Here is a 23,514-nt window from a genome sequence, read left to right as displayed (position 1 = left end):
GGGAGTCCACCCCATGCCCTTCGCCGACTCCGACGGCACCTCCATCTACTACGAGCGCCACGGCAGCGGCCCGGCGATCCTGTTCGTGCACGGCAGCGGCGGTCACCACGCCGCCTGGTGGCAGCAAGTGGCCGCACTGCGCGATCAGTTCACGGTCGTCACCGTGGACCTGCGCGGCTTCGGCAAGTCCGACGCCCCTACCCCTCCGTACTCGTCCAGGCCCGAGTTCGACGGCCAGGACTTCCCCACAGACGTGGTCGCCGTCCTCGACCAGGAGGACATCACCGGCGCCATGCTGGTCGGCCAGTCCATCGGGTCCGTCGCCGCGCTGCGGGCCGGCCTGCTGCGCCCCGAGCGGGTCTCCTCGGTCGTCCTCGGCCACTCCCTCGGCGGCATCAGCCACCCCGAACTGAGGGAACTGGCCGCCGCCGACCGGGCCGAGGCCGTGCAGCTGCCGGTGATCGACCGGCTGCTCACCAGGTCGTTCCAGCGGGAGCGGGCCGATCTCACCTTCCTGTTCCAGCAGATGGGCACGTTCAACGTCGCCAGGATGCAGGACCTGCGCAACCTCGACACCGACGGCCCCTCCCTGGAGGAGATCCAGGGCTCCGGCGTCAGGGTCGCCTTCCTCGCGGGCGAGAAGGACGCCGTCCTGAGCGTCAGGACCGTCACCCGCGCCCACGAACTGCTGCCCGGCTCGCACCTGGAGATCGTCCCGGGCGCCCCGCACTCCATGTACTGGGAGACGCCCCAGCCGTACAACGCGGCCGTCGCCCGGCTCCGCCGCACCCTCACCGCACCGAAGGAAGCAGCATGAGCAGCCTCACCCTGGCCGCCGCCGAGGAGATCATCGACGCCGCCCACCGGCGCGGCCGGGAGATCGGCAAGGCGGTGAGCGTCGCCGTCGTGGACGCCGGCGGCTTCCCGGTCGCCATCCGCCGCCCCGACGGAGCCCGCCCGCTCACCCCCGACATCGCCCGCGCCAAGGCCTACACCGCCGCCGTGATGCAGCGCCCCGGCCCCATGCTGAAGAAGTGGCAGGAGAGCCAGCCCGTCTTCTTCTCGCAGCTCTCCCAGCTCCCCGGCGCCGCCCTGCCGATCATGGCCGCCGAGGGCAGCGTCACCATCAAGAAGGACGGCGAGATCATCGGCGGGCTCGGCATCGCCGGCGGCACCGCGGACGAGGACCAGCGGATCGCCGAGGAGGTCCTGAAGGACCTCGGCTACGAGCTGGAGTTCGCCGCGTGGGGCGTCACCGGCGGAAAGGACTGACACCATGGCGGACACGTTCAACTACCGCATCGACCACCACGGCAGCCTGGTCCGGCCGGCAGGCCTGTCGACCGACGACCCGGAGGCCGTGGCCGCGGCGGTCCGGGAGGCGGTCGCCCACCAGCGCAGGCTGCGCTCCACCGTCGTCACCGACGGCGACTTCCCCCGCGAGGACTTCCGCAGCGCGGTCCTCGACGGCGTGTCGGGCCTGCGCCGCACCGGCGAGACGGGGCCGGACGGCCTGGTGCGCTGGGTCGCCGAGTCGCTGCCCCAGGCCGACGGCCCGCTGCTCGCCGACTCCGCCGCCCGGCTCGCCGAACTGACGGTGATCGCCCCGAAGGTCACGCTGCCCTCCCCGGGGTATCTCGCGGCCACCACCTACCAGCCGGGGCTCGGCGTCTGCTCGGCGCGTGACCTGGGGGAGGCCTTCGCGGAGATCGTCCGGGCGGAGATCGGGCTGCTGGTGTCGCGGGGCGTCCGCCTGATCCAGCTCGACAACCCGCTCCTCCTCGACCAGTTGAGCACCGACCCGGGAGACCCCGGGGCACTCTCCTTCGAGGACTCGCTCGCCGTCGACGCGCTCGCGGTACGCCTGGACGAGCGCCCCGAGGCGGTACGGATCGGCCTGGCCCCCGGCTGGACCGCCCCGGCCGAGGTGGACCGGGCTCGCGTCGAGCGGCTGTACGCCACCGTCGGCGCCGACCGCTGGATCCTCCCGTTCGACCAGGGCACGCAGTCCGAACTCGACCTCGTCAAGGCACTGCCCGACGACCGCGACTTCTGCCTGGGCGTGGTCGACGCGACCACCGCCGCACTGGAGGACATCGACACGGTGATGTCCCGCATCGACGCGGTCGGCGAGGTCAAGGACTTGGAGGACGGCGCCGTTTCCCCCTCACGGGGCTTCGCGGACGTGGCCGCACGGCCGCTCCTGAGCGCAGAGAACCAGCGCCGCAAGCTCGTACTGGTCGAGACCATCGCCCGGTACTGCTGGGGCAACGAGTTCTAGGCGCCCCGCTCCGCTGGAAGTGCCACGATCCGCCGTCTGCCGACTGCGGCGCCGTCGTGGCCGGTCGCGCAGTTCCCCGCGCCCCTTCAGGGGCGCTCGTGCAGCACCGCCTTCATTCAGGGGCGCGGAGAACTGCGCGAGCAACCACGGTCCACTCGCGCCCTCTTCACGCGCACCAGCCCGGCAGACGCTAAATCACCTCGGCGAAAGTCACCGTGCGCTCCGTCAAAAGGGGGAGCACCACGCCCACGATCACCTCGGCGAAGTGGGCCGAGGCCCGGTGCGCCTCGAATCCCTCCCGGTCCACATACCGCTCGTACAGCAGGAACCCACCCGGCTCGCCCTCCATCACGTGCACCTCGTACATCAGGCCCGCGGGCTCCGTGCGGGTGGCCTCCCGCGCCTTCAACAGCGCGGCCCGCACCGTCGCCTCGTCGGCGGGTGCGCAGCGGTATCGGGCGACGACGGCGTATGCCATGCGGTTCCTCCAAGGATCGTGTCCGGCCGGCCGATTCCAGCATGGATCACGCGCCCGCCGACCCGCGCACGGCGCAACCAATGCCTGCCACCGCGGGGCTGGTGGACCCCCTCCCACATGGTGTGTTGTCGCATCCGGCCCGCACCGGCGGCGCCGTGGCCGACGAAGGAAGTGATCTCCATGCGCACCCTGGAAACCCTCTCCGGCGGGGAGTGGACGAGGACCGGCGAATGGATCGACGTCCACGACCCCGCCGACGTCCGCACCCCGCTCGCCCGGGTCCCGGCCCTGTCCGCCGAGGACGTCACCCGCGCCTACGACCACGCCGAGCGCGGCTTCGCCGGCTGGAAGCGCACCAGCCCCTTCGAGCGGGCCCGGGTCTTCACCGAGGCCGCCCAGCTGATCCGGGAACGGGCCGGGGAGATCGCCGCCGACGTCACCGCCGAGAACGGCAAGACCCTGGCCGAGGCGACCGGCGAGACGCTCAAGGCCGCCGACTTCCTGGAGTACTACGCCGGTCTGGCCCGCCAGGGCTACGGCACCCTCCTGCACGACGTACGCCCGGACCACCGCACCCACACCCAGCGCGAGCCCATCGGCGTGATCCTGGTGATCAGCCCCTGGAACGACCCGCTGATCACCCCGGCCCGCAAGCTCGCCCCGCTGCTCGCCGCCGGCAACGCGGCCGTGTTCAAGCCGGCCACCGAGACACCGTTGTCGGGCCTGCACTTCGCCCGCGCCCTGCACGACGCGAGCCTGCCCGCCGGTGTCCTCAACGTCGTCACCGGCCGCACCGCCGAGATCGAGGAGGCGCTCCTCGACGACCCCCGGATCGCCGGCATCACCTTCACCGGTTCCAACGCCGTCGGCAACCGCATCCGGCGCCGCCTGGCCGACCGCAACGTCCGCTTCCAGGGCGAACTCGGCGGCAAGAACGCCTCGGTGGTGCTGCGCGACGCCAATCTGCCGGCCGCCGCGAAGGCCGTCGCGGCCGCCTCCTTCGGCCAGGCCGGGCAGCGCTGCACCGCCACCAGCCGGGTGATCGTCGAGCGGCCGGTGCACGACGAGTTCGTCGCGCTGCTGGTCGCGGAAGTGGCGGCGCTGACGGTCGGCCCGGGCAGCGATCCGGCGACCACCCTGTGCCCGCTGTCGAGCCCGAAGCAGCGCGACAGCGTCCTCGCCGACCTGAGCCGGGCGGTCGAGCAGGGGGCGACCGTCCTCGCCGGGGGCGGGGCGGACTCCGAACGGCCGCACGGCTGCTACGTACAGCCCACCGTCCTGGCCGGGATCACCCCCGACATGGCCGTCTGGCGCGAGGAGGTCTTCGGGCCGGTCCTCGCCGTGCGCGCGGTCGACGACTTCGACACGGCCGTCGCGGCGGTCAACGACTCCGCCTTCGGCCTCGCCGCCGCCGTGTTCACCCGCGACCTCGCCTTGGCGTACCGCTTCGCCGACGAGGCCGAGTGCGGGCAGGTCGCCGTCAACACGACCACCACCGGCTGGGACGTCCACCTGCCGTTCGGCGGATTCCACGACTCCGGCACGGGCTACAAGGAGCAGGGGGAGGAAGTCCTGAGGTTCTCCACCCGCGTCAAGACGGTGGCCGTCCACTTCGGCGCGTGAGCACCGTAGGAGAGACATGACCACCGCACGAGAGAGAGGAGGACGCCGATGGCTGACGAGACGATCGGCGTGGTCGGCGCCGGCATCGTGGGCCTCGCCACGGCCCGTGAGATCGCGCTGAGCCGCCCCGGTACCCGGGTCGTGGTGTTCGAGAAGGAGCAGGAGGTATCCCGGCACCAGACCGGCCACAACTCCGGTGTGGTGCACGCGGGGATCTACTACACACCGGGCAGCCTCAAGGCCGACCTGTGTGTGCGGGGCGTGGCGCTGCTGCGCGCGTACTGCCAGGACCGGCAACTGCCGTACCAGGAGATCGGCAAGCTGGTGGTGGCCGTCCGCGAGGACGAGCTGGGCCGGATGGAGAACCTGTACCAGCGGGCCAGGAACAACCACGTGCCGGAGCTGCGGAAGATCTCCCGCGAGGAGATCAAGGAGCTGGAGCCGCACGCCGGCGGCATGGCGGCCCTGCACTCGCCGCGTACCGCGATCACCGACTACCCGGCCGTCGCCCGGGCGTTCGCCGGGGACATCACCGACTCCGGCGGCGAGGTACGGCTGGGCTTCCCGGTCACCTCCATCACCACCGTGCCCGGCGGCATCGAGGTCGCCTCCGGGCAGGACCGCGTGCGCGTGGACCGGCTGATCCTCTGCGCCGGCCTCCAGTCCGACTCCGTCGCCCGGCTCGCGCAGGACGGACAGGAGCCCCGGATCGTCCCGTTCCGCGGCGAGTACATGCTGCTGAGACCGGACCGGACGGATCTGGTGCGCGGCCTCATCTACCCGGTGCCCGACCCCCGTTACCCCTTCCTCGGCGTGCACTTCACCCCGCGCGTCGACGGTTCCGTGGAGGTCGGCCCCAACGCCGTCCTCGCCCTCGCCAGGGAGGGCTACCGGCGCAGCAGGGTCTCGCCCCGGGACCTGCTCGGGCTCGCCGCCTACCCGGGCGCCTGGAGGATGGCCGCCCGGCACTGGCGTACCGGCGTCAAGGAGTACCGCGGCTCCTTCTCCGCCGCCGCCTTCATGAAGGACGCCGGGCTGTACGTCCCGGGTGTCGGCGTCCGGGACGTGGTGCGCGGCGGGGCGGGCGTGCGCGCCCAGGCCCTGGAACGCGACGGCACGCTCGTCGACGACTTCCGCATCCATCGGGTCGGCCGGATCACGGCCGTACGCAACGCCCCCTCGCCGGCCGCCACGGCCTCCATGGCGATCGCCGAACACATCACCGCCGCCGTCTTCGGCGACTCCTGAACGAGCTGTTCGCGGCGCCCCGACAGGCGCCGCGAACAGCGCACTTCCGCGCAACAACAGCTTGCGCTCCGGGATCTCCGCAAGAGCTCACCAGCCGCCTAGCGTTCCTTCCACAGCACCCCGAGCCCCGCTCCTAGAGAAAGAGTTCGCGCCATGTTCGTCGTCGACACGCAGATCCACATCTGGAAGGAAGAGACCCCGGACCGCCCCTGGGTGCCCGGCGCCCGCGAGCGGATCCGGCTCAACGGCCACCGCGAGGACCCCTTCTCCTACGAGGAGGCCCTGGAGCTGATGGACGAGGCCGGTGTGAACCGGGCACTGATCCTGCCGCCGTCCTGGGAGGGCGACCGCATCGACTACGCCCTGGAGGCCTGCGAAGCCCACCCGGACCGGTTCGGCATCATGGCCCGCATCCCGCAGAACAAGCCCGAAGAGGGCAGGGCGATGCTCAAGGACTTCGCGCAGAACCCGCATGTGAAGGGCACCCGGCTGACCTTCCACCGGCCGCAGGACCGCAACTGGATGATCGACGGCACCAACGACTGGTACTGGCCCATCGCCGAGGAGCTGCGCATCCCGACCATGGTGCACGCCCCGATCTGGAAGCGGGAGCTGGGCGAGATCGCCGCCAGGCACCCCGAGCTGAAGATCATCATCGACCACATGGGCATCATGGCCCGCTGCGTCGACGACGCGATCGGCTACTGGGTCCAGGAGACCGCCGACCTGCACGTCCACCCGAACATCTACGTCAAGGTGTCCGCGCTGCCGGGCTACTCCACCCAGCCCTTCCCGAACAGCAACATCCAGAAGTACGTGCGCGAGATGGTCGACAGGATGGGCCCGCAGCGCTGCTTCTACGGCACCGACATCACCCGGCTGCTCGGCCACGGCATCACCTACACCGACACGATCGAGCAGTTCACCAAGCACTGGGACTTCACGCCCGAGGAGCTTGAATGGATCCTGGGCCGCGGTATCTCCGAGGTCCTGAACTGGCCGATCGAGGGCTGAGGGACACCGGCCATGACCAACACTCCAGAAACCGACGGCGGTGACGCGCTCGTCGCCGCCTTCAACGCCGTCGGCGCCGACTACCTCTTCTGCTCCTCGGGGTCCGAGTGGGCCCCGGTGTGGGAGGCGCTGGCCCGTCGACACCGCGACGGCGAACCCGCGCCGGAGTACCTCGACCTCACGCACGAGACCGTGGCCGCCGGTATGGCCACCGGCTACGGACTGGTCAAACGCCGTCCGCAGGGCGTGCTGCTGCATGCGGCGCCGGGTCTGCTCCAGGGCTCGATGGCCGTGCACGGGGCGTTGCTGGCCGGCGTGCCGATGGTCGTCGCCTCCTCGGAGTCGACGACGTACGGCGACGCCCCCGGGCACGACCCGGGCGGCCAGTGGTACCGCAACCTCTCGATCGTGGGCGGACCGCACGGCATCGCCCAGCCGTTCACCAAGTGGTCGGCCGAGGCCGCCAGCGTGCACACGCTGCCGACCATGATCACCCGGGCGGCGGAGCTGGCCTGGCGGGCACCGGCCGGACCGGCGTACCTGAACATCCCGCTGGAGATCCTCCTTGAGGAGTGGGACGGCCGCGAGGCCATGCCCGTCGTCGCGCCGGGCTCCACGCACAGCTCGCCCGAAGAGGCCGACTCCGTGGCCCGGTTGATCCGCGAGGCCGCCAACCCGGTGATCGTCACGGAGACGGCGGGGCGTGAGACGGGCGGCTTCGAGGCGCTGGTCGCCTTCGCGGAGGCCTGGAACATCCCGGTCGTCGAGCCGGACTCGGCGGTGTGCGGCAACTTCCCGCGCACCCACCCACTGCACGCCGGCAGTGACATCGGGCCGTGGATGGACGAGGCCGACCTCATCCTCCTGGTCAACTGCCGGGCCCCCTTCTACCCGCCGTCCAGGCGCCCCGGGAAGGCGAAGGTCGTCGTCATCGACGAGGTCCCGCAGCGCCCGCACGTCGTCTACCAAGTGCTGTTCGCCGACACGTACCTGGAAGGCGGCGTCACCAACACGCTGCGCCAGCTGACCAAGCGGGCGAAGGATCTCGACGAGCGCGCGGTCGAGGTCCGCCGGGCGGCGCAGGCGGAGCGGCACGCCGCCGAGCGGTCGGCGATCGCGACGACGGAGACCCGGGCCGAGGAGGCCACCGGCGTCGACCCGGTCCTGGTCGCCGCCACCCTGCGCAGGTTGCTGCACGGGCAGGACGCGATCGTCGTGGACGAGACGATCACCCACAGCCGGGTGGTCAGGCGCCATCTCCAGGTCGCCGGCCCCGATTCCTACTTCTACGTCCAGGGCGGACTCGGCCAGGGCATCGCCGTCGCCCTCGGCGTCAAACTCGCCGCGAGGGAAAGGCCGGTGGTGCTCACCATCGGCGACGGCGCCTTCACCTACAACCCGGTGATCCCGTCGTACGACGCCTCGAACGCGTACGAACTGCCCTTGCTGATCGTCGTGTTCAACAACCGCATGTACAAGTCGATGAACCTCAACCACCGCCGCTTCTACCCCGACGGCGCGGCCGCCGACACCGGCGAGTGGCTGGGCACCGACCTGCACCGGCTGCCCCGGCTCGCCGCGTTCGCCGAGCCGTTCGGCATGCACACCGAGACCGTGGACACGACGGAGGCGCTCGCGCCGGCGCTGGAGCGCGCGCTGAAGGCTGTGACCGAGGGGACGACCGCCGTGGTCGACGTCCTCGTCACCCGCTGAGCGCCGCGCCGTAGACGCCGTTCCCCATCCCCCCGCCGTCCGTGGCCGGTCGCGCCCGCGCGGCGGCAGCCGCGGATCGACGCGGTCCCGCGCCCCCGACGGGGCCCTGTAGCCCAGGAGGCTCTCGCCGTCATGCCCGACACACCCCCCAGGATCCTGGTGCCCGCCGAGGACCTGCGCACCTTCTCCGCCGCCCTGCTGGAGAAGGGCGGTCTGAGCGCCGAGCACGCCCGTACCACCGCCGACGTGTTCGTCTGGGCCGCGCAGCGCGGCGTCGACTCGCACGGCACCGCGCGTGTTCCCGCCTACCTCGACCTGCTGGCCAAGGGCGTCGCCAACGCCGGCCCGCGGCTCACCGTCGAGTCCACGGCACCGGCCGCCGCCGTCCTCGACGCCGACCGTGCCCCCGGCCCGGTGGCCCTGACCGCCGCCGCCGACGAGGCGGTACGGCGGGCCCGCGAGACCGGCATCGCCTCGGTGGGCGTCCGCCGCACGGTGCACACCGGCGCCATCGGCTACTACGTCTCCCGGATCGCCGGCCAGGGCCTGGTCGGGCTCGGGTTCGTGGCCGGCATGCCCAACATGGGCTACAGCGGTGTCAGGGGGGCGGCCGTCGCCACCAGCCCCCTCGCCATCGCCGTGCCGGCCCGCGACCACGCCCCACTGCTGCTCGACATGGCCACCGCCACCATCGCCCTCGGCAGGATCCGTCAGGCGAGGGCGAGCGGCACCCCGCTGCCCGAGGGCGCGGCCGCGACGGCGGACGGCACCCCGACGACCGACCCGGAAGAGGCGGTCATGCCGCTGCCGCTGGGCGGCGCGAAGGGCTCCGGCATGTCCCTGGCCTTCGAACTCCTGACCAGCGTGCTGGTCGGAGCCCCGATCTTCGCGTCCTTCCACGCGGGCGACCGCAAGCACCGCCAGAACGCCCTGCTCATCGCCCTGGACCCGGCCGCCTTCGGTGACCCGGAGGCCTTCGTGGCGGCGGTCGACGACACCCTGGGGACGCTGAAGGACCTGCCGGTCGCGGACGGCGCCGATGGGGTGTTCTACCCGGGGGAGCGCAGTGCGATGGTGGCCGGGCAGCGGGCGGAGAAGGGGATCCCCGTGGCGCCGAAGGTCTGGCGGGAGCTGACGGAACACGCCGAGCGGCTGGGTGTGGCACTGCCGGTGTGAGCGGGAGCGGGCCCGCGGCAGGCATTCTGGGAGATGATCGCGCGGGCCCGGTCCGCGAGATGATCGCGCGGGCCCGGCCCGGGGCCGCGCGCAGTACCGGGCGTACCCGCACGCGACAACTTACTTGAGTTACGCAATGACATGGTAAACTGGTCGGTATGTCCACAGAACCCGTGCCGGCCGTCCCCGCCGCCACCCCGGAGGTCGTCGAGATCGAGCGTGCGCTGACGCGCATCACCTATCTGAGCACCCGGGCCAGGCAGCACGAGCGGCTGATGGCCCTCGCCGGTGTCCCGCTGGACCGCGCCGCGGTGGCTCTGCTGCGCCAGGTCGCCGACTCCGAGCCGCTGCGCCCGGGGGAGCTCGCCCAACGGCTCGGTGTCGAGGCGTCCCATGTGACGCGCACGGTGCAGCAGCTCCAGAGGTCGGGCCATGTCACCCGGGTCCCCGATCCCGACGACCGCCGTGCCCAGCGGATCGAGCTCACCGACGCCGGACGGGAGGCCGTCCACCGGGTCCGGGACGCCGGGGCGCGCGGGATGCAGCTGGCCCTGGGCGAGTGGAAGCCGGAGGAACTGCGCCAGCTGGCCACGCTGTTCCACCGTATGGTCGACGACTTCCTGGACTACGCGGTCGAGGACGAGTCCGGCCCGGAGCCCGGCGAGACGGTGTCCTCCGGACGCGCCGTGTGAAGGAGCGGCACGCTCGCACGCCCCGGCGGGGATCGGGGTCGGTACCGCCCGGTAATATGCGCGCCAGATCTTCAGAGGAGGCGGCGTGGCCCGGTCCCAACGTTCACCCCTGCTGCTGGCGGGCCTGCTGGCCACCGCCGGAGTCGCGCACTTCGCGGCGCCGAAGTCGTTCGACGCCACGGTCCCGAAAGCACTGCCGGGCTCGCCCCGGGCCTGGACGTACGGCAGCGGGGCCGTGGAGCTGGCGCTGGCGGCCGGGATCGCCCTGCCGCGCACCCGCAAGGTGGCGGCCCGGGCGGCCGCCGCCTTCTTCGTCGGCGTGTTCCCGGCCAACGTGAAGATGGCCGCCGACTGGCAGCAGCGGCCCCAGCCGCTCAGGACCGCGGCCCTCGCCCGCCTGCCGCTCCAGATCCCCCTGGTGCTGTGGGCGCGCGCTGTCGCCCACAACGTCGCCCACAACGAGGAGGGCCGATAAATGGCGGGAACCGTCGAGGTCGGAAGCAAGGTCGAGGACTTCGCGCTGCCGGACGAGACCGGCACGACACGGACGCTCACGGAACTGCTGGCCGACGGGCCGGTCGTGCTCTTCTTCTACCCGGCCGCCCTGTCGCCCGGCTGCACCACCGAGGCCTGTCACTTCCGGGACCTGGCGGCCGAGTTCGCCGCCGCCGGCGCCCGGCCGGTCGGGATCAGCGGGGACAGCGTCGAACGCCAGCAGGAGTTCTCCGGGAAGCACACGCTCGGCATGCCGCTGCTCTCCGACAGCGACGGCACGATCCGCGAGCGGTTCGGTGTCAAGCGCGGCTTCGCGCTCGCCCCCACCAAGCGGGCCACCTTCGTCATCGGCCAGGACCGCACCGTCCTGGAGGTCGTCCGCAGCGAGCTGCGCATGAACACGCACGCCGACCGGGCGCTCGCCGCACTGCGCGGTCAGCAGGGCTGAGACAGGCCGTCCCCGCGCTTGATGCGGTCGGGCATAGGTCCCATCCTGGGGCGTATGGAGCGTGTCGCGGCCGCGGCGATCATCGATGCCCTGGGCAGGGTGACGGGGTGGAGCGAAGGCGCGCGGGCACTCACCGGACGACCGGCGGAGCAGGTCGTGGGCCGGCCCGCCGCCGACCTGCTCGCGGAGGCGGTCCCCGCGGCGGCGCTCGCTGCCCGCTCCGGGACCGTCGCTCTGCGCCACGCCGACGGACGCAGCATGGAGATCGCTCTGACCGCCTGCCCGGTCCTCGGTCCCGACGGCGAAACCACCGGATACGTCCTCACCGCCGACCCGCCCGGGAAGGCCGGGCCCACCCTGGCCGAACAGGCCTTCCAGCAGGCCTCCATGGCCATGTCGGTCTTCGACGTCCGCCAGCGCTACCTCCGCGTCAACGACGAGGTCTGCCAGCTCAAGGACGTCCCGGAGGCGGCCCTGCGCGGCCGCTTCTTTCTGGACACCGTCGAGGACGCCCCGCACAACCGGGGCTTCCTGAGCCACCTGCGCCGGGTCGTCGAGACCGGCCGGCCCACCCGCTACGAGAGCTTCACCGGCGCCCCGGGCCTGAACCGGGAGCACGCCTGGAACATCGAGATGTGGCCCCTGCACGCCACCGACGGCGAGCTGACCGCCGTCGCCCTCGCCGCCTTCGACAGCACCGAGCAGTACCTGGCCCGCCTGCGGCTCGCCCTGCTCAACGAGGCGGCCACCTCCATCGGCACCACCCTGGACGTGGTGCGCACCGCCGAGGAGGTCGTCGAACTCATCGTCCCGCGCTACGCCGACTTCGCCAGCGTCGACCTGCTCGACTGGGTGCTCACCGCCGACGAACTTCCCACCGTCCCGGAGGGGGACATCGAACTGCGGCGCGTCGCCCACGGCTCGGTGACCGAGGGCACCCCCGAGGCGGCGGTACGGCTGGGCGAGACGGAGGTGCATCTGGCGTCGTCCCCGCCGGCCCGGGCGCTGCGGGAGGGGCGCGCTGTGGTCAGCCAGGCCGGCGAGCCGGAGTTCCGCCGCTGGGTCGCGGAGCGCAACGCCCGCGCGCCCGAGGGCCGCAAGTACCGGCGGGGCGTCCACTCCATGATCGCCGTACCTCTGCGGGCCCGGGGCGTCCTGCTCGGCGTCGTCGTCGGCGTGCGCATGCGCCACCCCGACGACTACGCCATCGACGACACCGTGTTCGCCGAGGAGATCGGCAGCCGTGCCGCCGTCTGCATCGACAACGCCCGCCGCTTCGCCCGCGAGCGCTCCACCGCCCTAGCGCTCCAGCACAGCCTGCTGCCCAGCGGACTGCCCGGGCAGGCCGCCGTCGAGGTGGCCCACCGCTATCTGCCCTGCGGGTCACTGGCCGGCATCGGCGGCGACTGGTTCGACGTGATCCCGCTCTCCGGCAGCCGGGTCGGCCTGGTCGTCGGCGACGTCGTCGGCCACGGCATCCGCTCCTCCGCCACCATGGGCCGGCTGCGCACGGCCGTACGCACCCTCGCGGACGTCGACCTGCCCCCCGACGAACTCCTCACCCACCTCGACGACCTGGTCAGCCACCTGGCCGCCGACGGCAACGGCGAGGAGGTCGCCGAACTGGGCGCCACCTGCCTGTACGCCGTCTACGACCCGGTCTCGCGCCGTCTCACCCTCGCCGCCGCCGGCCATCCGGCGCCCGCCCTGGTGCTGCCCGACGGCGAGGCCGAACTGGTCCCGATGACCGCGGGACCGCCGCTCGGCGTCGGCGGTCTGCCCTTCGAGGCGGTGGAGCTCGACCTGCCCGAGGGCGCCGTCGTCGCCCTCTACACGGACGGCCTGATCGAGGACCGGGACCGGGACGTGGACCGCGCCACCGAGGAGATGTGCCGGGCGCTGAGCGCGCCCGCCGACTCGCTGGAGGCCCTCAGCGACAACGTGCTCAAGGCCGTCCTGCCGGAACAGCCCTCCGACGACGTCGCCCTGCTGCTGGTCCGCACCCGTGCGCTCGGCGCCGACCGGGTGGCCACCTGGGACGTCCCGCCCGACCCCGCCGAGGTCGCGCACTTCCGGCAGGCGGCCACCGAACGCCTGGCCGCCTGGGGCCTGGACGAGGCCGCCTTCGTCACCGAACTCGTCGTCAGCGAACTCGTCACCAACGCCATCCGCTACGGCGAACCGCCCATCCAGTTGCGCCTGATCCGCGACCGCGCGCTCATCTGCGAGGTGTCCGACGGCAGTTCGACCTCACCGCATCTGCGGCGCGCGCACGCCTACGACGAGGGCGGCCGCGGCCTGCTCCTGGTCGCCCAGCTCACCCAGCGCTGGGGCAGCCGCCAGACCTGCACCGGCAAGACCATCTGGGCCGAACAGCCGCTGCCCGAAGGGCCGTTGCCGGTCATCGACGCCTGAAGCGGCAGCCGGCCTACTCGAAGTCGCAGCCCGGGTTCGGCACCGACTCGGAGTACGGCGAGCCGTGCGGGAGGATGTACAGCACGTCCAGGACGAGGTCGGTGTCGCCCAGGTTCGCGCCCAGATGCACATCGCCCGCCCCGCCCGGCTCGTAGACCGTGCCGCCCTGCCGGTAGACGCCGTCCGCCGCGCAGTCCGAGTGGAAGTGGCTGAGCGTGCCCTTCTGGACGTATCCGTAGACCGGGCCGTCGTGGAAGTGCCAGCCGGTGCTCTGCCCGGGCGGGACGGTGATCTCGCGCAGCACGTAGTCCGTGCCGCCGATCGTGGTCTGGCTGATCACCCGCCCGGTCACACCCGGCCCGGCGGGGGTGGCGTAGGCGGTGCCGCAGGTCAGCAGAGTGCCGGCGGCGACCGCCCCGGCCAGCGCGGTACGGAGCGCGGTGCGCATACGGAGGGCCTCCTGAGCCGAAGATCGAGTACCTCCGTGAACATAGGCCCCCACGGGGTCGCCCGGGGCGGGAACGCCGCAATCCCGGTGCACCGGGATTGCGTCCTCCGGCCCGTCGAACCAGGTGCCCCGGTAGGCGAAGCCGGGGACCGGGTACGGCCCGTCACTCCGTGCCCGCGTCGGCCGCGACCTGGGCGAGGGTGCGGCCGGAGGTCACCGAGCGGGCCCGCCGGGGATCGGGCGTGCCGTGACCGCCCGACCGTGCGGCCCCCTTCTTCACCAGCAGCCAGGCGTCCTCGCCGTCGCTGCCCCGGAACCGGGTCAGCGCGTACTCGCCGTGCAACTTGGAACCGTGCAGCCGGAACGTGGCGTGCCCGCGCTCCAGCGACGGTGCGAAGCCGACCGGCCGGCCCTGGCGGTCGTGGCTGAGCGGCTCGTACCAGCCGTGGTCCCAGACGATCAGCGGGGGCGACGCGTTCCGTGGCGTCTGTCGCCGGGCGCGCCGGGCTGTCACGATCTTCGGGGAAGGCGGTACCGGCGAGCATCGGAGTACGCATGACGACGGACAGGGGCACGGCGGAGCAGGCGGAGCGCGTCGCGGGGGCCGAGGTGAAACCCGTCGCCGGGCACATCGGGGCCGAGATCACCGGCGTCGACCTCGGCGGGGACCTCGACGACGCCGTGGTCACGTTGATCCGGGAGGCGGTGCTGCGCTGGAAGGTCGTCTTCTTCCGGGGGCAGCGGCTGGACCACGCCGGGCATGTCGCCTTCGCCCGGCGGTTCGGCGAGCCGGTCGTGCTCGGGCGACGGGGCAGCGCCTCGCCCGCCGGCTTCCCCGAGGTGGAGACCACCGCCGACCGGCTGGAGCTGGGCGGACGGTTCGGCATGGAGCACGAGGAGTGGCTCCAGCGACGCCGGCACACCCTGCTGCGCGGCTGGCACTGTGACCACGGCGCCCGCATCGACCCGCCCGCCGCGACCGTCCTGCGTGCCGAGACCGTCCCGCCGTACGGCGGCGACACCACCTGGGCCAACCTGGCCGCCGCCTACGCCGGGCTCTCCGCACCCGTGCGCGCCTTCGTCGACGGACTGCGTGCCGAGCACCGGCTTGGCGTCGGCTACCAGTCCCGGCCCGGCGACGACGCCTACCTCCGCCATCTCCTCGACCATCAGGTCGCCTCGGTGCACCCGCTGGTGCGCGTCCACCCGGAGACCGGCGAGCGGGTCCTGTACGTCAACGGCTACTACGTCGAGCAGATCACCGGCGTCTCCCGGCCGGAGAGTGCCGCGCTCCTGGAGATGCTGCTCGAACAGGCGGTACGGCCCGAGTACACGGTCCGCTTCCGCTGGGAGCCCGGCAGCGTCGCCTTCTGGGACAACCGGGCCACCATCCATCTCGCGCCCGGGGACAACGCCCACCTCGGCTTCCCCCGGGTCATGCACCGGGTGATGCTGCACGGCGAGGTGCCCGTCGGAGTGGACGGCAGGCCGTCGCAGCCGGTCACCGGCACGGAGGCGGGCCGCTGGTGACTCAGGCGGCCGCGGGCCGCCAGCCGAGCGCCGGGCCCAGGTGGGTCGCCATGTCCGTGAGGATCTGCACGTAGTCCTCGTGTTCGAACGAGAACGGCAGGGCGAACGCCACCTCGTCGACCTCGCGGAACGCGGCGTGCGCGTGCAGCTGTTCGGCGATCTCGGCCGAGGTGCCCACCAGGTCGGGCGCGAACAGCAGCCGCGCCGGACCCTGCGGGGCCGTGGTGCGGGGCAGCCGCTTGGCCGCGTACGCCTCGTACTTGGCGCGCTGCTCGGGCGTGGCGGAGTCGGTGGGGATGACGACCAGGCCCTGCGAGACCCGGGCCGCCTCACCGTCCGGGTGGTGGGCCCGGAACTCACGGATGTGCGAGAGCTGGATCTCCGCGAAGTCGTGCGCGTCCTTCGGGTCCCCGGCCCGTACGACACTGCTGGTCAGGAAGTTCATGCCGTGCTCGCCCGCCCAGCTCGCCGAGCTCAGGCTGCCGCCGCCGTACCAGAGCCGCCGCCCCAGGCCGGGGGAGTGCGGCTGGACCACGTCCGAGAACACCTCGAAGCCCTCGACCCCGCTGAAGTCGGTGGCCGGCTTGCCCCGCACGAAGTCCAGCAGCCGCCGCACCCGCTCGTAGCTGAAGTCCTCGGCGTGAGCCGTGTCCGGATAGAGGGCTTCTCTGACCTGCTCGTAGTGCATGGGAGGCCCGACGCTCACGCCGGGGTTGAGACGGCCGCCGGACAGGATGTCGACGGTCGCCAGGTCCTCGGCGAGCCGCAGCGGGTTCTCCCAGCCCAGCGGGATCACGGCGGTGCCCAGTTCGATACGGCTGGTGCGCTGCGAGGCCGCCGCGAGGACGGCCACCGGGGACGATATGCCGTACTGGAGGTGGCGATGGCGCACCCACGCGCTGTCGAAGCCGAGCCGCTCGCCCAGCCCGATGATCTCCAGCGTGGACTCGTGCCCCTTGCCCGGATCGGCCCCGTCGAACAGGCCGATGGTGAGGAAGCCCAGTCTGCGCAGCGGGCGGGGGGTGGACGGCACGGGTCCTCCAGCGGTCGTACGTCAGTTCTGCCCCGATTGTGACACCCGAACATTGCGGGAGTGTGATCAGCTGCGGATCAGGTCAGCGGGATGATGATCTCGTCCTCGACCGGCGGATCCAGCTCCTGCACACGGTTCCCGGTCGCCGCGAAGCAGCGCAGCCGTACCGCCTCCGGGCTCACGTCGAGGCGCAGGAAGCACTTGAAGAAGGGCGGGCTGTAGGTGGCCGAGCCCGGGGAGAACAGCTGGGTGTAGATCTTCTTCACCGGCAGCCGGAAGCGGGAGGTGCGGTCCGGGCGGCCGCCCGCGCCGAGCAGGCTCGCCACCAGCCGGGTACGGCGGGTGCCCCTGGTGTCCGGGCCTGGCGTGCGGCTGGGCTTGATGCCGAGGCGTTCGGAGATCACGGCCGTCGCCTCCGCCGCGGTGAGCGTGAAGAACCGGGGCATGCGCAGCCTGCGGCCGTACAGCCGGCTGTAGAAGGCCAGGGAGTCGCCGCGCAGCGGGTAGCAGCGGAAGTCGTCCTCGGTGACGTTCGCCACGGAGACCCGGGGGATGGTGTGGGTGGCGTGCATGAAGGCACCGCCGCCGCCCGCGACCACGTACTGGATGGTGCGGCCGGCCACGTCGACCGGGTAGCGCTGGTAGTTGTGGATGTCGCCGCCGATCGCCGCCACATAGTGGTGCGCCGGGTCGCGGACGATGTCGTCGACCGTGCCGCCGCCGTCGATCGGGCAGGGATGGTGCTCGCCGTCCACGTACAGCGGGGAGCCGGTGACCAGGATCTTCGGGCGCGGCCCCCGGGACACCTCGCGCAGCCAGGCGCCCTGTTCGGCGTCGATCGTGCCGAGCAGACCGGTGTCGATGCCGATGATCCGGACCGGGCCGGCGTCGATGGCCCAGTAGGGGCCGGGCTGTACGGCATGCTGCTCCGGCCTCGGCCGCAACTTGCGCGCCTCCGCAAGGAGTTGCTCGTCCGCAAGGCTCGGACGGTGCCACAGCAGGTCACGCCACCAGGCGCGGGAGAGGGGGCGCGGCTTCGGCTCGGGCGGGAGTGGCGGGGCGTCCTCGCAGAAGACGCGCATGAACGCGCCGAGGTCCTCGTACCAGTCGTGGTTGCCGGGTATCGCGTAGATCGGCGCCGGATAGTCCTGGTACGGGCGGAAGAACTTGGTGCCGTAGTCGTCGGTGGCGCCGACCGGATAGATCACGTCGCTCGCGATCACCGCGAAGTCGGTGTCCTGACTCACCTTCAGGAAGCCGGGCACGACGGCGTACTGGGAGTCGTCGCCCTCGCCCGTGTCGCCGATCACCATGAACGAGAACCGGTCCGCCTCGGTACGCCGGATCACCTTGTCGGCCGCCGCCCCGGCGGCCGCCCGCTGCGCCACCCAGCGGCCGCGGGTACGGCCGGTCGGGTCGCCGAACCAGGACGCCAGCACGCCGTTGCGGGCGGCCCACATGGTTCTTGGGTTGAACCAGAACAGCTTCTCGACATGGCTCGGCATCAGCCGGCGATAGGCACCGCGCTCGGCCTCGCCCCAGCCGGCGCCTTCTGCGGATTCGCGTGAGGAGTCAGACACGCGGGCACCGTAGCAATGATCAACGACCGGGTGCGGCGGAGGGGTTGGCGTGCTGCGGGCGGTCACCATTCGTACGGGTTCGAGGGGGCGCCGTAGGGGTCGTCGGGGCGGGTGGGGGTCCCGGGCCGGCCGGGGCCGCCGGGTGCCGGGCGGTCCGGGGCGCCGTACCGGCCCGGAGTGCCGTACCGGTCCGGGGCGGGCGGCGCGGTGCGTGCGGCCGGGCCCGCCGCCGAGCCCGGCTGGGCCGCGCCGCCCGGTGCCGGGTGCGGCGCACGGCCGTGCCGGCCGCCGGGGGTGCGCCCGCCGCGCGGGCCCGGCGGCCGTGAGCGGGCCGCCCGGGGCGGGTTCGCCGGCCTGTACTTCCCGGCTCCCGGCTGCCGGTCCCAGTCGCCCTCGCCCAGCACCAGCAGCGGGTCGAACATCACCACCACCCCGGCCAGCAGCAGGAAGACGGCCGGGCCCAGCAGCATCGGCAGCAGCAGCGAGGTGGGTGACGCGCTCGACCAGGAGGTGGCGGACGCCGGGTGCACGTCGACGCTCACCGCCGTCATGGCGGTGAAGTGCATGCCGAACACTGCCAGGCCCATCACCAGGCTGGCGCCCAGGCTCGCCAGGAAGCCCCGGACCGACACGGCGGCCCACAGAGCGGCCGTCGCCGCCCCGATCGCGATCAGCACGGAGAGGGCGACCGTGACCCGGTCGTAGTGAATCGTTCCGTCAAGGCGGAGGGCGGCCATGCCCAGGTAGTGCATGGCGGCCACGCCGAGACCGGTGACGACACCCGCGGTCGAGAGCGTCCCGGCGGTCGCGCCCCGGTAGCCGACCGCGAAGACGCCGATGCCGACCACCAGGATCGCCACCGCGAGACTGAGCAGGGTCAGGCCCACGTCGTAGCGGATCTCGGTCTCCTGGACATGGAAGCCGATCATCGCGATGAAGTGCATGGTCCAGATGCCGCAGCCGATCGAGGCCGCGCCGAGCGCGAGCCAACCGGGCTTCCACGACTGCCCGCTGTGGTGGAGCGAGCGGACGATGCAGCGCAGCCCCAGGGCTCCGCCCAGACAGGCCATCAGATAGGCCGCGACCGGAGTGACCGCGCCGTAGTGGAACCCGCTCGTCGTGCCGTGCATAAATGCAACTCCCCCCAGAGCCACGACTGTTGGGGGGACGGTACTACGCGCCGGGGGGCGTGCGCCCCGGCGTTCAGCGGGACTTCGGCCGCCTCTCGAGCGCCACGGGTCGGCACACCTTCTCCACCGGCCGTTCTCGGTCCGGGCACGGCACCGGCTCAGGGAGTGACGATCTTGAGCGCACTCATCCAGCCGTGCCCCTCGGGGCGGGTCTGCAGCGCCATGTGCAGCAACTGGATGCCCTCCAGCTCGCGGGCGTGCCGCAGCCCGCCGACGACCACCGGGTTGAGTCCGCCGGAGGAGACCAGTTCGGCCACCTGGTCGCGGGCCGCCGCGTCGTCGCCCGCGATGAACACGTCCAGCGGGAGCCCGCCGACCTCGCCCGCGACCAGCGCGCCCGCGAACGTGGTGTTGAAGGCCTTCACCACCCGGGTGCCCGGCGCCGCGGCCTCCGCGATCTGCTGGGCACCGGAGCTGTTCGGGGGCACGGTGAGCGAGTCGAAGGTGGCGAAGTCGACCGGGTTGGAGATGTCGACGACCGTCTTCCCGGCGAGATGGTCCCCGTACTCGGCCACCACCTGCCTGGCCACGTCGAACGGCACGGCCAGCACCACCACGTCGGCCGACCCGACCGCGTCCGGAACGGCGGGTGCCACATCGGCGCCGGGCATCCGCCGGCCCAGGGCGTCCGCGAGGTTGGCGGCCTTCGCCGGATCGGTGCCGACCAGCCGGACCATGTGCCCGCCCGCCAGGGCCCGGGTGGCGATGCCGCCCGCCATGTTGCCTGTGCCGACGATGAAGACCCGCATGGGGAGCCCTTTCCGTGGGGTGGGAGGTGAATCAGGATAAACGGGATGAATCGGCAAACCGGTCGCGACTCGGGCCGGGTGCGGAGTGTTTCGCCGTCACACGGTGGAGCGCGCTCCGTACGCGCGGGATGCCGGGAAGGAACACCGGACCACTGGGTAGCCTGGCCGGTCGTGGGGGACTGGGCGATGCGGCCGGCGTCGCCGGTGGACGTCGAGGCGGTGGCCGAACTGCGCGCCGTCGTGCTGCGGGCCGACCTGGAGCGGCTCGGGCGCTACGACCCGTGGCGCGTTCGGCAGCGGCTGCGGGACGGGTTCGACGCGGCCCACACCTGGGTGATCGAGGTGGGCGGCGCCTTCGCCGGCTGTGTCGCGCTGCGGCCGGCCGACGGCGCCCACTGGCTGGAACACTTCTATCCGGCCCCCGACTTCCAGGGTGCCGGCATCGGTTCGGGCGTGCTGCGCGAGCTGCTGGCGCGGTGCGACCGTGACGGCGTCCGCGTCCGGTTGAACGTCCTGTGCGGCAGCGCGGCCCGACGGCTCTACGAGCGGCACGGATTCACCGTCGAGACCGAGGATCCGGTGGACGTCTTCATGGTGCGCTCACCGTCGTCGTGAGTCCTGCTCCGCCTCAACCGCCCCAGGTGGCATAGGGAAAACCCTCGATTGACCTCGACTTGAATGACATGCGCGGGTCAAGGCTGGAATCCTCGCTCAGCACACGCTTTCTCCATGGCGTGTCCACGGATCACGGACCCCGTATCCAGGTCCCCCGATCCCGGCCCCGCACAGCTCAGCTCGTCCCGGACAGCACACCCCCGTCTGCCCGGTCTGTCACCGGCCGCGACCCGGCGGCCGCAGCAGGAGGAGTACGAGTGAGACGCCTTCCCCACAGACGCGCCACGGTCGGAGCCGCCCTGGTCTCCACCGTGGCGTTGTTCGCCGTCGGCATCCAGTCGGTCCCGGCGAACGCCAAGCCCGCCACCCCCCACCCCAGCCCCCTTCGCACCGGCGGCCTGGAGGCCGAGCTCAGCCCCGCCCAGCACACCGCGCTGATCAGGAGCGCCCAGCAGCAGACGGCCGCGACCGCCCGCACCATCGGCCTCGGCGCCAAGGAGAAGCTGGTCGTCAAGGACGTCGTCAAGGACAACGACGGCACCGTGCACACCCGTTACGAGCGCACCTACGCCGGCCTGCCGGTCCTCGGCGGGGACCTGGTCGTGCACACCCCGCCCGCCACGCTGGCGGCCGGCACGGTCAGCACCACCTTCAACAACAAGCGCACCATCAAGGTGGCCTCCACGACGGCGGCCTTCACCAAGTCGGCCGCCCAGGCCAAGGCGCTCAAGGCAGCCAAGGCCCTCGACGCCGAGAAGCCCGCCGCCGACAGCGCCCGCAAGGTGATCTGGGCCGGCAACGGCACCCCGAAGCTCGCGTGGGAGACCGTGGTCGGCGGTTTCCAGGACGACGGCACCCCCAGCCAGCTGCACGTCGTCACGGACGCCACGACCGGCGCGGAGCTGTACCGCTACCAGGCGGTCAAGTCCGGTACCGGCAACACCCAGTACAGCGGCACGGTGACGCTGAACACGACCCTGTCGGGTTCGACGTACCAGCTGTACGACACCACGCGCGGCGGCCACAAGACGTACAGCCTCAACAACGGCACGTCGGGCACCGGCACCCTGATGACCGACGCCGACGACGTCTGGGGCACCGGAGCCGGCTCCAACACCCAGACCGCCGGCGCCGACGCCGCCTACGGCGCCCAGGAGACCTGGGACTTCTACAAGAACACCTTCGGGCGCAGCGGCATCAAGAACGACGGCGTCGCCGCGTACTCCCGGGTCCACTACAGCAGCGGCTACGTCAACGCCTTCTGGGACGACTCCTGCTTCTGCATGACCTACGGCGACGGCTCGGGCAACACCCACGCCCTCACCTCGCTGGACGTGGCCGGCCACGAGATGAGCCACGGCGTCACCTCCAACACCGCCGGTCTCAACTACACCGGTGAGTCCGGTGGGTTGAACGAGGCGACCTCCGACATCTTCGGCACCGGCGTGGAGTTCTACGCCAACAACTCCTCCGACGTCGGCGACTACCTCATCGGCGAGAAGATCGACATCAACGGGGACGGCACCCCGCTGCGCTACATGGACAAGCCGAGCAAGGACGGCGGCTCCGCGGACAGCTGGTACTCGGGCGTCGGCAACCTCGACGTGCACTACTCCTCCGGCCCCGCGAACCACATGTTCTATCTGCTCTCCGAGGGCAGCGGCACCAAGACCATCAACGGCGTCACCTACAACAGCACGACCTCCGACGGCGTCGCCGTCGCCGGCATCGGCCGGGCCGCGGCCCTGCAGATCTGGTACAAGGCGCTGACGTCGTACATGACGTCCAGCACCAACTACGCGGCCGCCCGCACGGCAGCGCTCAACGCCGCGACGGCTCTGTACGGCGCGAGCTCCGCCCAGTACGCGGGTGTGGCCAACGCCTTCGCGGGCATCAACGTCGGCAGCCACGTCACCCCGCCGACCTCGGGGGTGACGGTCACCAACCCGGGCAGCCAGTCCTCGACCGTGGGCACCGCGGTCAGCCTGCAGGTCTCGGCCAGCAGCACCAACAGCGGTTCGCTGACCTACGCGGCGAGCGGCCTGCCGACCGGCCTGTCGATCAACAGCTCCACCGGTGTCATCTCCGGGACCCCGACGACGGCGGGCACCTACAGCACGACCGTCACGGTGACCGACTCCACGGGCGCCACCGGCACCGCCTCCTTCACCTGGACGGTCAGTTCCAGCGGGGGCGGCGGCAGTTGCACCGCCACGCAGCTCCTCGGCAACGCGGGCTTCGAGTCCGGCAACACCACCTGGACCGCCACCAGCGGGGTCATCACCAACGACACCGGTCAGGCGGCACACGCGGGCTCGTACAAGGCGTGGCTGGACGGCTACGGCTCGACCCACACCGACACGCTCTCCCAGTCGGTGACGATCCCGAGCGGCTGCACCAACACCACGTTCACGTTCTACCTGCACATCGACACCGCCGAGACCACCAGCAGCACTGCCTACGACAAGCTGACGGTCACCGCCGGTTCGACCACCCTGGCCACGTACTCCAACCTCAACAAGGCCACCGGGTACGTGCAGAAGTCCTTCAGCCTCGGTTCCTTCGCGGGCAGCACCGTGGCCCTGAAGTTCACCGGCGTCGAGGACTCCTCGCTCCAGACCAGCTTCGTCGTCGACGACACCGCCGTGACGACCGGCTGACGCACGCAAAGGTGGGCGTCCCGCACCCGGACTCCGGGGGGGGGGGGCCCCGGCGGGTGAGGGCAGCCGGGGGCGCGGGTGGGTGGTGTGGGTCGGGGTGGGGGGGGTTTTCATCCGAGCGAGGGT

General features: G+C 72.2%; 21 protein-coding genes and 1 pseudogene. 15 read left to right on the top strand and 7 right to left on the bottom strand.

What is annotated here, in order from left to right; all coding sequences use genetic code 11:
• Nucleotides 1-13 precede the first annotated feature (13 nt).
• From ACWDGI_RS42095 to ACWDGI_RS42085, 3 genes are read left to right on the top strand one after another with little or no spacing between them, the layout of a single operon-like run.
• Nucleotides 14-817, top strand: coding sequence for an alpha/beta fold hydrolase (locus ACWDGI_RS42095; RefSeq protein WP_450768336.1), 804 nt, complete (start codon nt 14-16; stop codon nt 815-817).
• The gene (locus tag ACWDGI_RS42090; protein ID WP_450768335.1) at nt 814-1,272 is read left to right on the top strand and encodes a GlcG/HbpS family heme-binding protein; all 459 of its coding nucleotides are present in this window, start codon (nt 814-816) and stop codon (nt 1,270-1,272) included. The genes ACWDGI_RS42095 and ACWDGI_RS42090 overlap by 4 nt, the downstream gene beginning before the upstream one ends.
• A 4-nt stretch (nt 1,273-1,276) precedes the next feature.
• Nucleotides 1,277-2,281, top strand: coding sequence for a methionine synthase II (cobalamin-independent)-like protein (locus tag ACWDGI_RS42085; RefSeq protein WP_450768334.1), 1,005 nt, complete (start codon nt 1,277-1,279; stop codon nt 2,279-2,281).
• A gap of 190 nt (nt 2,282-2,471) precedes the next feature.
• Here ACWDGI_RS42085 and ACWDGI_RS42080 read toward each other — a convergent pair whose 3' ends face one another.
• Nucleotides 2,472-2,759, bottom strand: a complete 288-nt coding sequence (locus ACWDGI_RS42080) for a putative quinol monooxygenase (protein ID WP_450768333.1) — start codon at nt 2,757-2,759, stop codon at nt 2,472-2,474.
• Between the two features lie 180 nt (nt 2,760-2,939).
• Between ACWDGI_RS42080 and ACWDGI_RS42075 the strand changes: the two genes are divergently transcribed.
• From ACWDGI_RS42075 to ACWDGI_RS42035, 9 genes are all read left to right on the top strand, one after another.
• On the top strand, nt 2,940-4,382 hold the full coding sequence (locus ACWDGI_RS42075) for an aldehyde dehydrogenase family protein (RefSeq protein ID WP_450768332.1): 1,443 nt from the start codon (nt 2,940-2,942) through the stop codon (nt 4,380-4,382).
• Nucleotides 4,383-4,430: 48 nt separating this feature from the next.
• Entirely contained in the window at nt 4,431-5,630 is a 1,200-nt protein-coding gene (gene lhgO / locus ACWDGI_RS42070; protein WP_450768331.1) for an L-2-hydroxyglutarate oxidase, read from the top strand.
• A 153-nt stretch (nt 5,631-5,783) separates the two neighbouring features.
• The gene (locus ACWDGI_RS42065) at nt 5,784-6,644 is read left to right on the top strand and encodes an amidohydrolase family protein (RefSeq protein ID WP_450768330.1); all 861 of its coding nucleotides are present in this window, start codon (nt 5,784-5,786) and stop codon (nt 6,642-6,644) included.
• 12 nt (nt 6,645-6,656) lie between these two features.
• Complete coding sequence (locus ACWDGI_RS42060; RefSeq protein WP_450768329.1) at nt 6,657-8,357, top strand: thiamine pyrophosphate-dependent enzyme; 1,701 nt, start codon at nt 6,657-6,659, stop codon at nt 8,355-8,357.
• Between the two features lie 132 nt (nt 8,358-8,489).
• A complete protein-coding gene (locus ACWDGI_RS42055) occupies nt 8,490-9,533 on the top strand; it encodes an Ldh family oxidoreductase (protein ID WP_450768328.1) in 1,044 nt (347 codons plus the stop codon).
• Nucleotides 9,534-9,691: 158 nt separating this feature from the next.
• On the top strand, nt 9,692-10,225 hold the full coding sequence (locus ACWDGI_RS42050) for a MarR family winged helix-turn-helix transcriptional regulator (RefSeq protein WP_450768327.1): 534 nt from the start codon (nt 9,692-9,694) through the stop codon (nt 10,223-10,225).
• 85 nt (nt 10,226-10,310) lie between these two features.
• Nucleotides 10,311-10,700 (top strand): DoxX family protein, encoded by a 390-nt coding sequence (locus ACWDGI_RS42045; protein ID WP_450768326.1) that lies wholly within the window; start codon nt 10,311-10,313, stop codon nt 10,698-10,700.
• A complete protein-coding gene (locus ACWDGI_RS42040) occupies nt 10,701-11,168 on the top strand; it encodes a peroxiredoxin (protein ID WP_450768325.1) in 468 nt (155 codons plus the stop codon).
• Nucleotides 11,169-11,222: 54 nt separating this feature from the next.
• Nucleotides 11,223-13,583 (top strand): SpoIIE family protein phosphatase, encoded by a 2,361-nt coding sequence (locus tag ACWDGI_RS42035; protein ID WP_450768324.1) that lies wholly within the window; start codon nt 11,223-11,225, stop codon nt 13,581-13,583.
• Between the two features lie 13 nt (nt 13,584-13,596).
• Here the strand turns inward: ACWDGI_RS42035 and ACWDGI_RS42030 are convergent, their stop codons facing one another.
• Together ACWDGI_RS42030 and ACWDGI_RS42025 are read right to left on the bottom strand one after the other, a co-directional pair.
• Nucleotides 13,597-14,031: a cupin domain-containing protein gene (locus ACWDGI_RS42030; RefSeq protein ID WP_450768323.1), complete on the bottom strand. Its 435-nt coding sequence runs from the start codon at nt 14,029-14,031 to the stop codon at nt 13,597-13,599.
• Nucleotides 14,032-14,194: 163 nt separating this feature from the next.
• Nucleotides 14,195-14,494, bottom strand: a pseudogene (locus ACWDGI_RS42025) (DNA polymerase ligase N-terminal domain-containing protein); the annotation flags it as partial.
• 92 nt (nt 14,495-14,586) lie between these two features.
• Between ACWDGI_RS42025 and ACWDGI_RS42020 the strand changes: the two are divergent.
• On the top strand, nt 14,587-15,561 hold the full coding sequence (locus ACWDGI_RS42020) for a TauD/TfdA dioxygenase family protein (RefSeq protein ID WP_450768322.1): 975 nt from the start codon (nt 14,587-14,589) through the stop codon (nt 15,559-15,561).
• 1 nt (nt 15,562) lies between these two features.
• Here the strand turns inward: ACWDGI_RS42020 and ACWDGI_RS42015 are convergent, their stop codons facing one another.
• From ACWDGI_RS42015 to ACWDGI_RS42000, 4 genes are all read right to left on the bottom strand, one after another.
• Nucleotides 15,563-16,594, bottom strand: coding sequence for an LLM class flavin-dependent oxidoreductase (locus tag ACWDGI_RS42015; RefSeq protein WP_450768321.1), 1,032 nt, complete (start codon nt 16,592-16,594; stop codon nt 15,563-15,565).
• A gap of 77 nt (nt 16,595-16,671) precedes the next feature.
• Nucleotides 16,672-18,174 carry a metallophosphoesterase family protein gene (locus ACWDGI_RS42010; RefSeq protein ID WP_450768320.1) on the bottom strand — a complete coding sequence of 501 codons (1,503 nt, stop codon included), beginning with the start codon at nt 18,172-18,174 and terminating at the stop codon, nt 16,672-16,674.
• Nucleotides 18,175-18,236: 62 nt separating this feature from the next.
• Nucleotides 18,237-19,304: an MHYT domain-containing protein gene (locus tag ACWDGI_RS42005; protein ID WP_450768319.1), complete on the bottom strand. Its 1,068-nt coding sequence runs from the start codon at nt 19,302-19,304 to the stop codon at nt 18,237-18,239.
• A gap of 158 nt (nt 19,305-19,462) precedes the next feature.
• Entirely contained in the window at nt 19,463-20,113 is a 651-nt protein-coding gene (locus ACWDGI_RS42000) for an NADPH-dependent F420 reductase (RefSeq protein ID WP_450768318.1), read from the bottom strand.
• A gap of 171 nt (nt 20,114-20,284) precedes the next feature.
• On the opposite strand from ACWDGI_RS42000, the gene ACWDGI_RS41995 reads away from it, so the two are divergent.
• Both ACWDGI_RS41995 and ACWDGI_RS41990 read left to right on the top strand, forming a co-directional pair.
• The gene (locus ACWDGI_RS41995; RefSeq protein WP_450768317.1) at nt 20,285-20,728 is read left to right on the top strand and encodes a GNAT family N-acetyltransferase; all 444 of its coding nucleotides are present in this window, start codon (nt 20,285-20,287) and stop codon (nt 20,726-20,728) included.
• 257 nt (nt 20,729-20,985) lie between these two features.
• Nucleotides 20,986-23,388 carry a M4 family metallopeptidase gene (locus tag ACWDGI_RS41990; RefSeq protein ID WP_450768316.1) on the top strand — a complete coding sequence of 801 codons (2,403 nt, stop codon included), beginning with the start codon at nt 20,986-20,988 and terminating at the stop codon, nt 23,386-23,388.
• Nucleotides 23,389-23,514: the final 126 nt, after the last annotated feature.

The organism is Streptomyces sp. NPDC001220 (assembly GCF_053597895.1).
The sequence above is the reverse complement of the archived record's forward strand: the minus strand, read 5'-3'. Positions and strand labels throughout refer to the sequence as shown.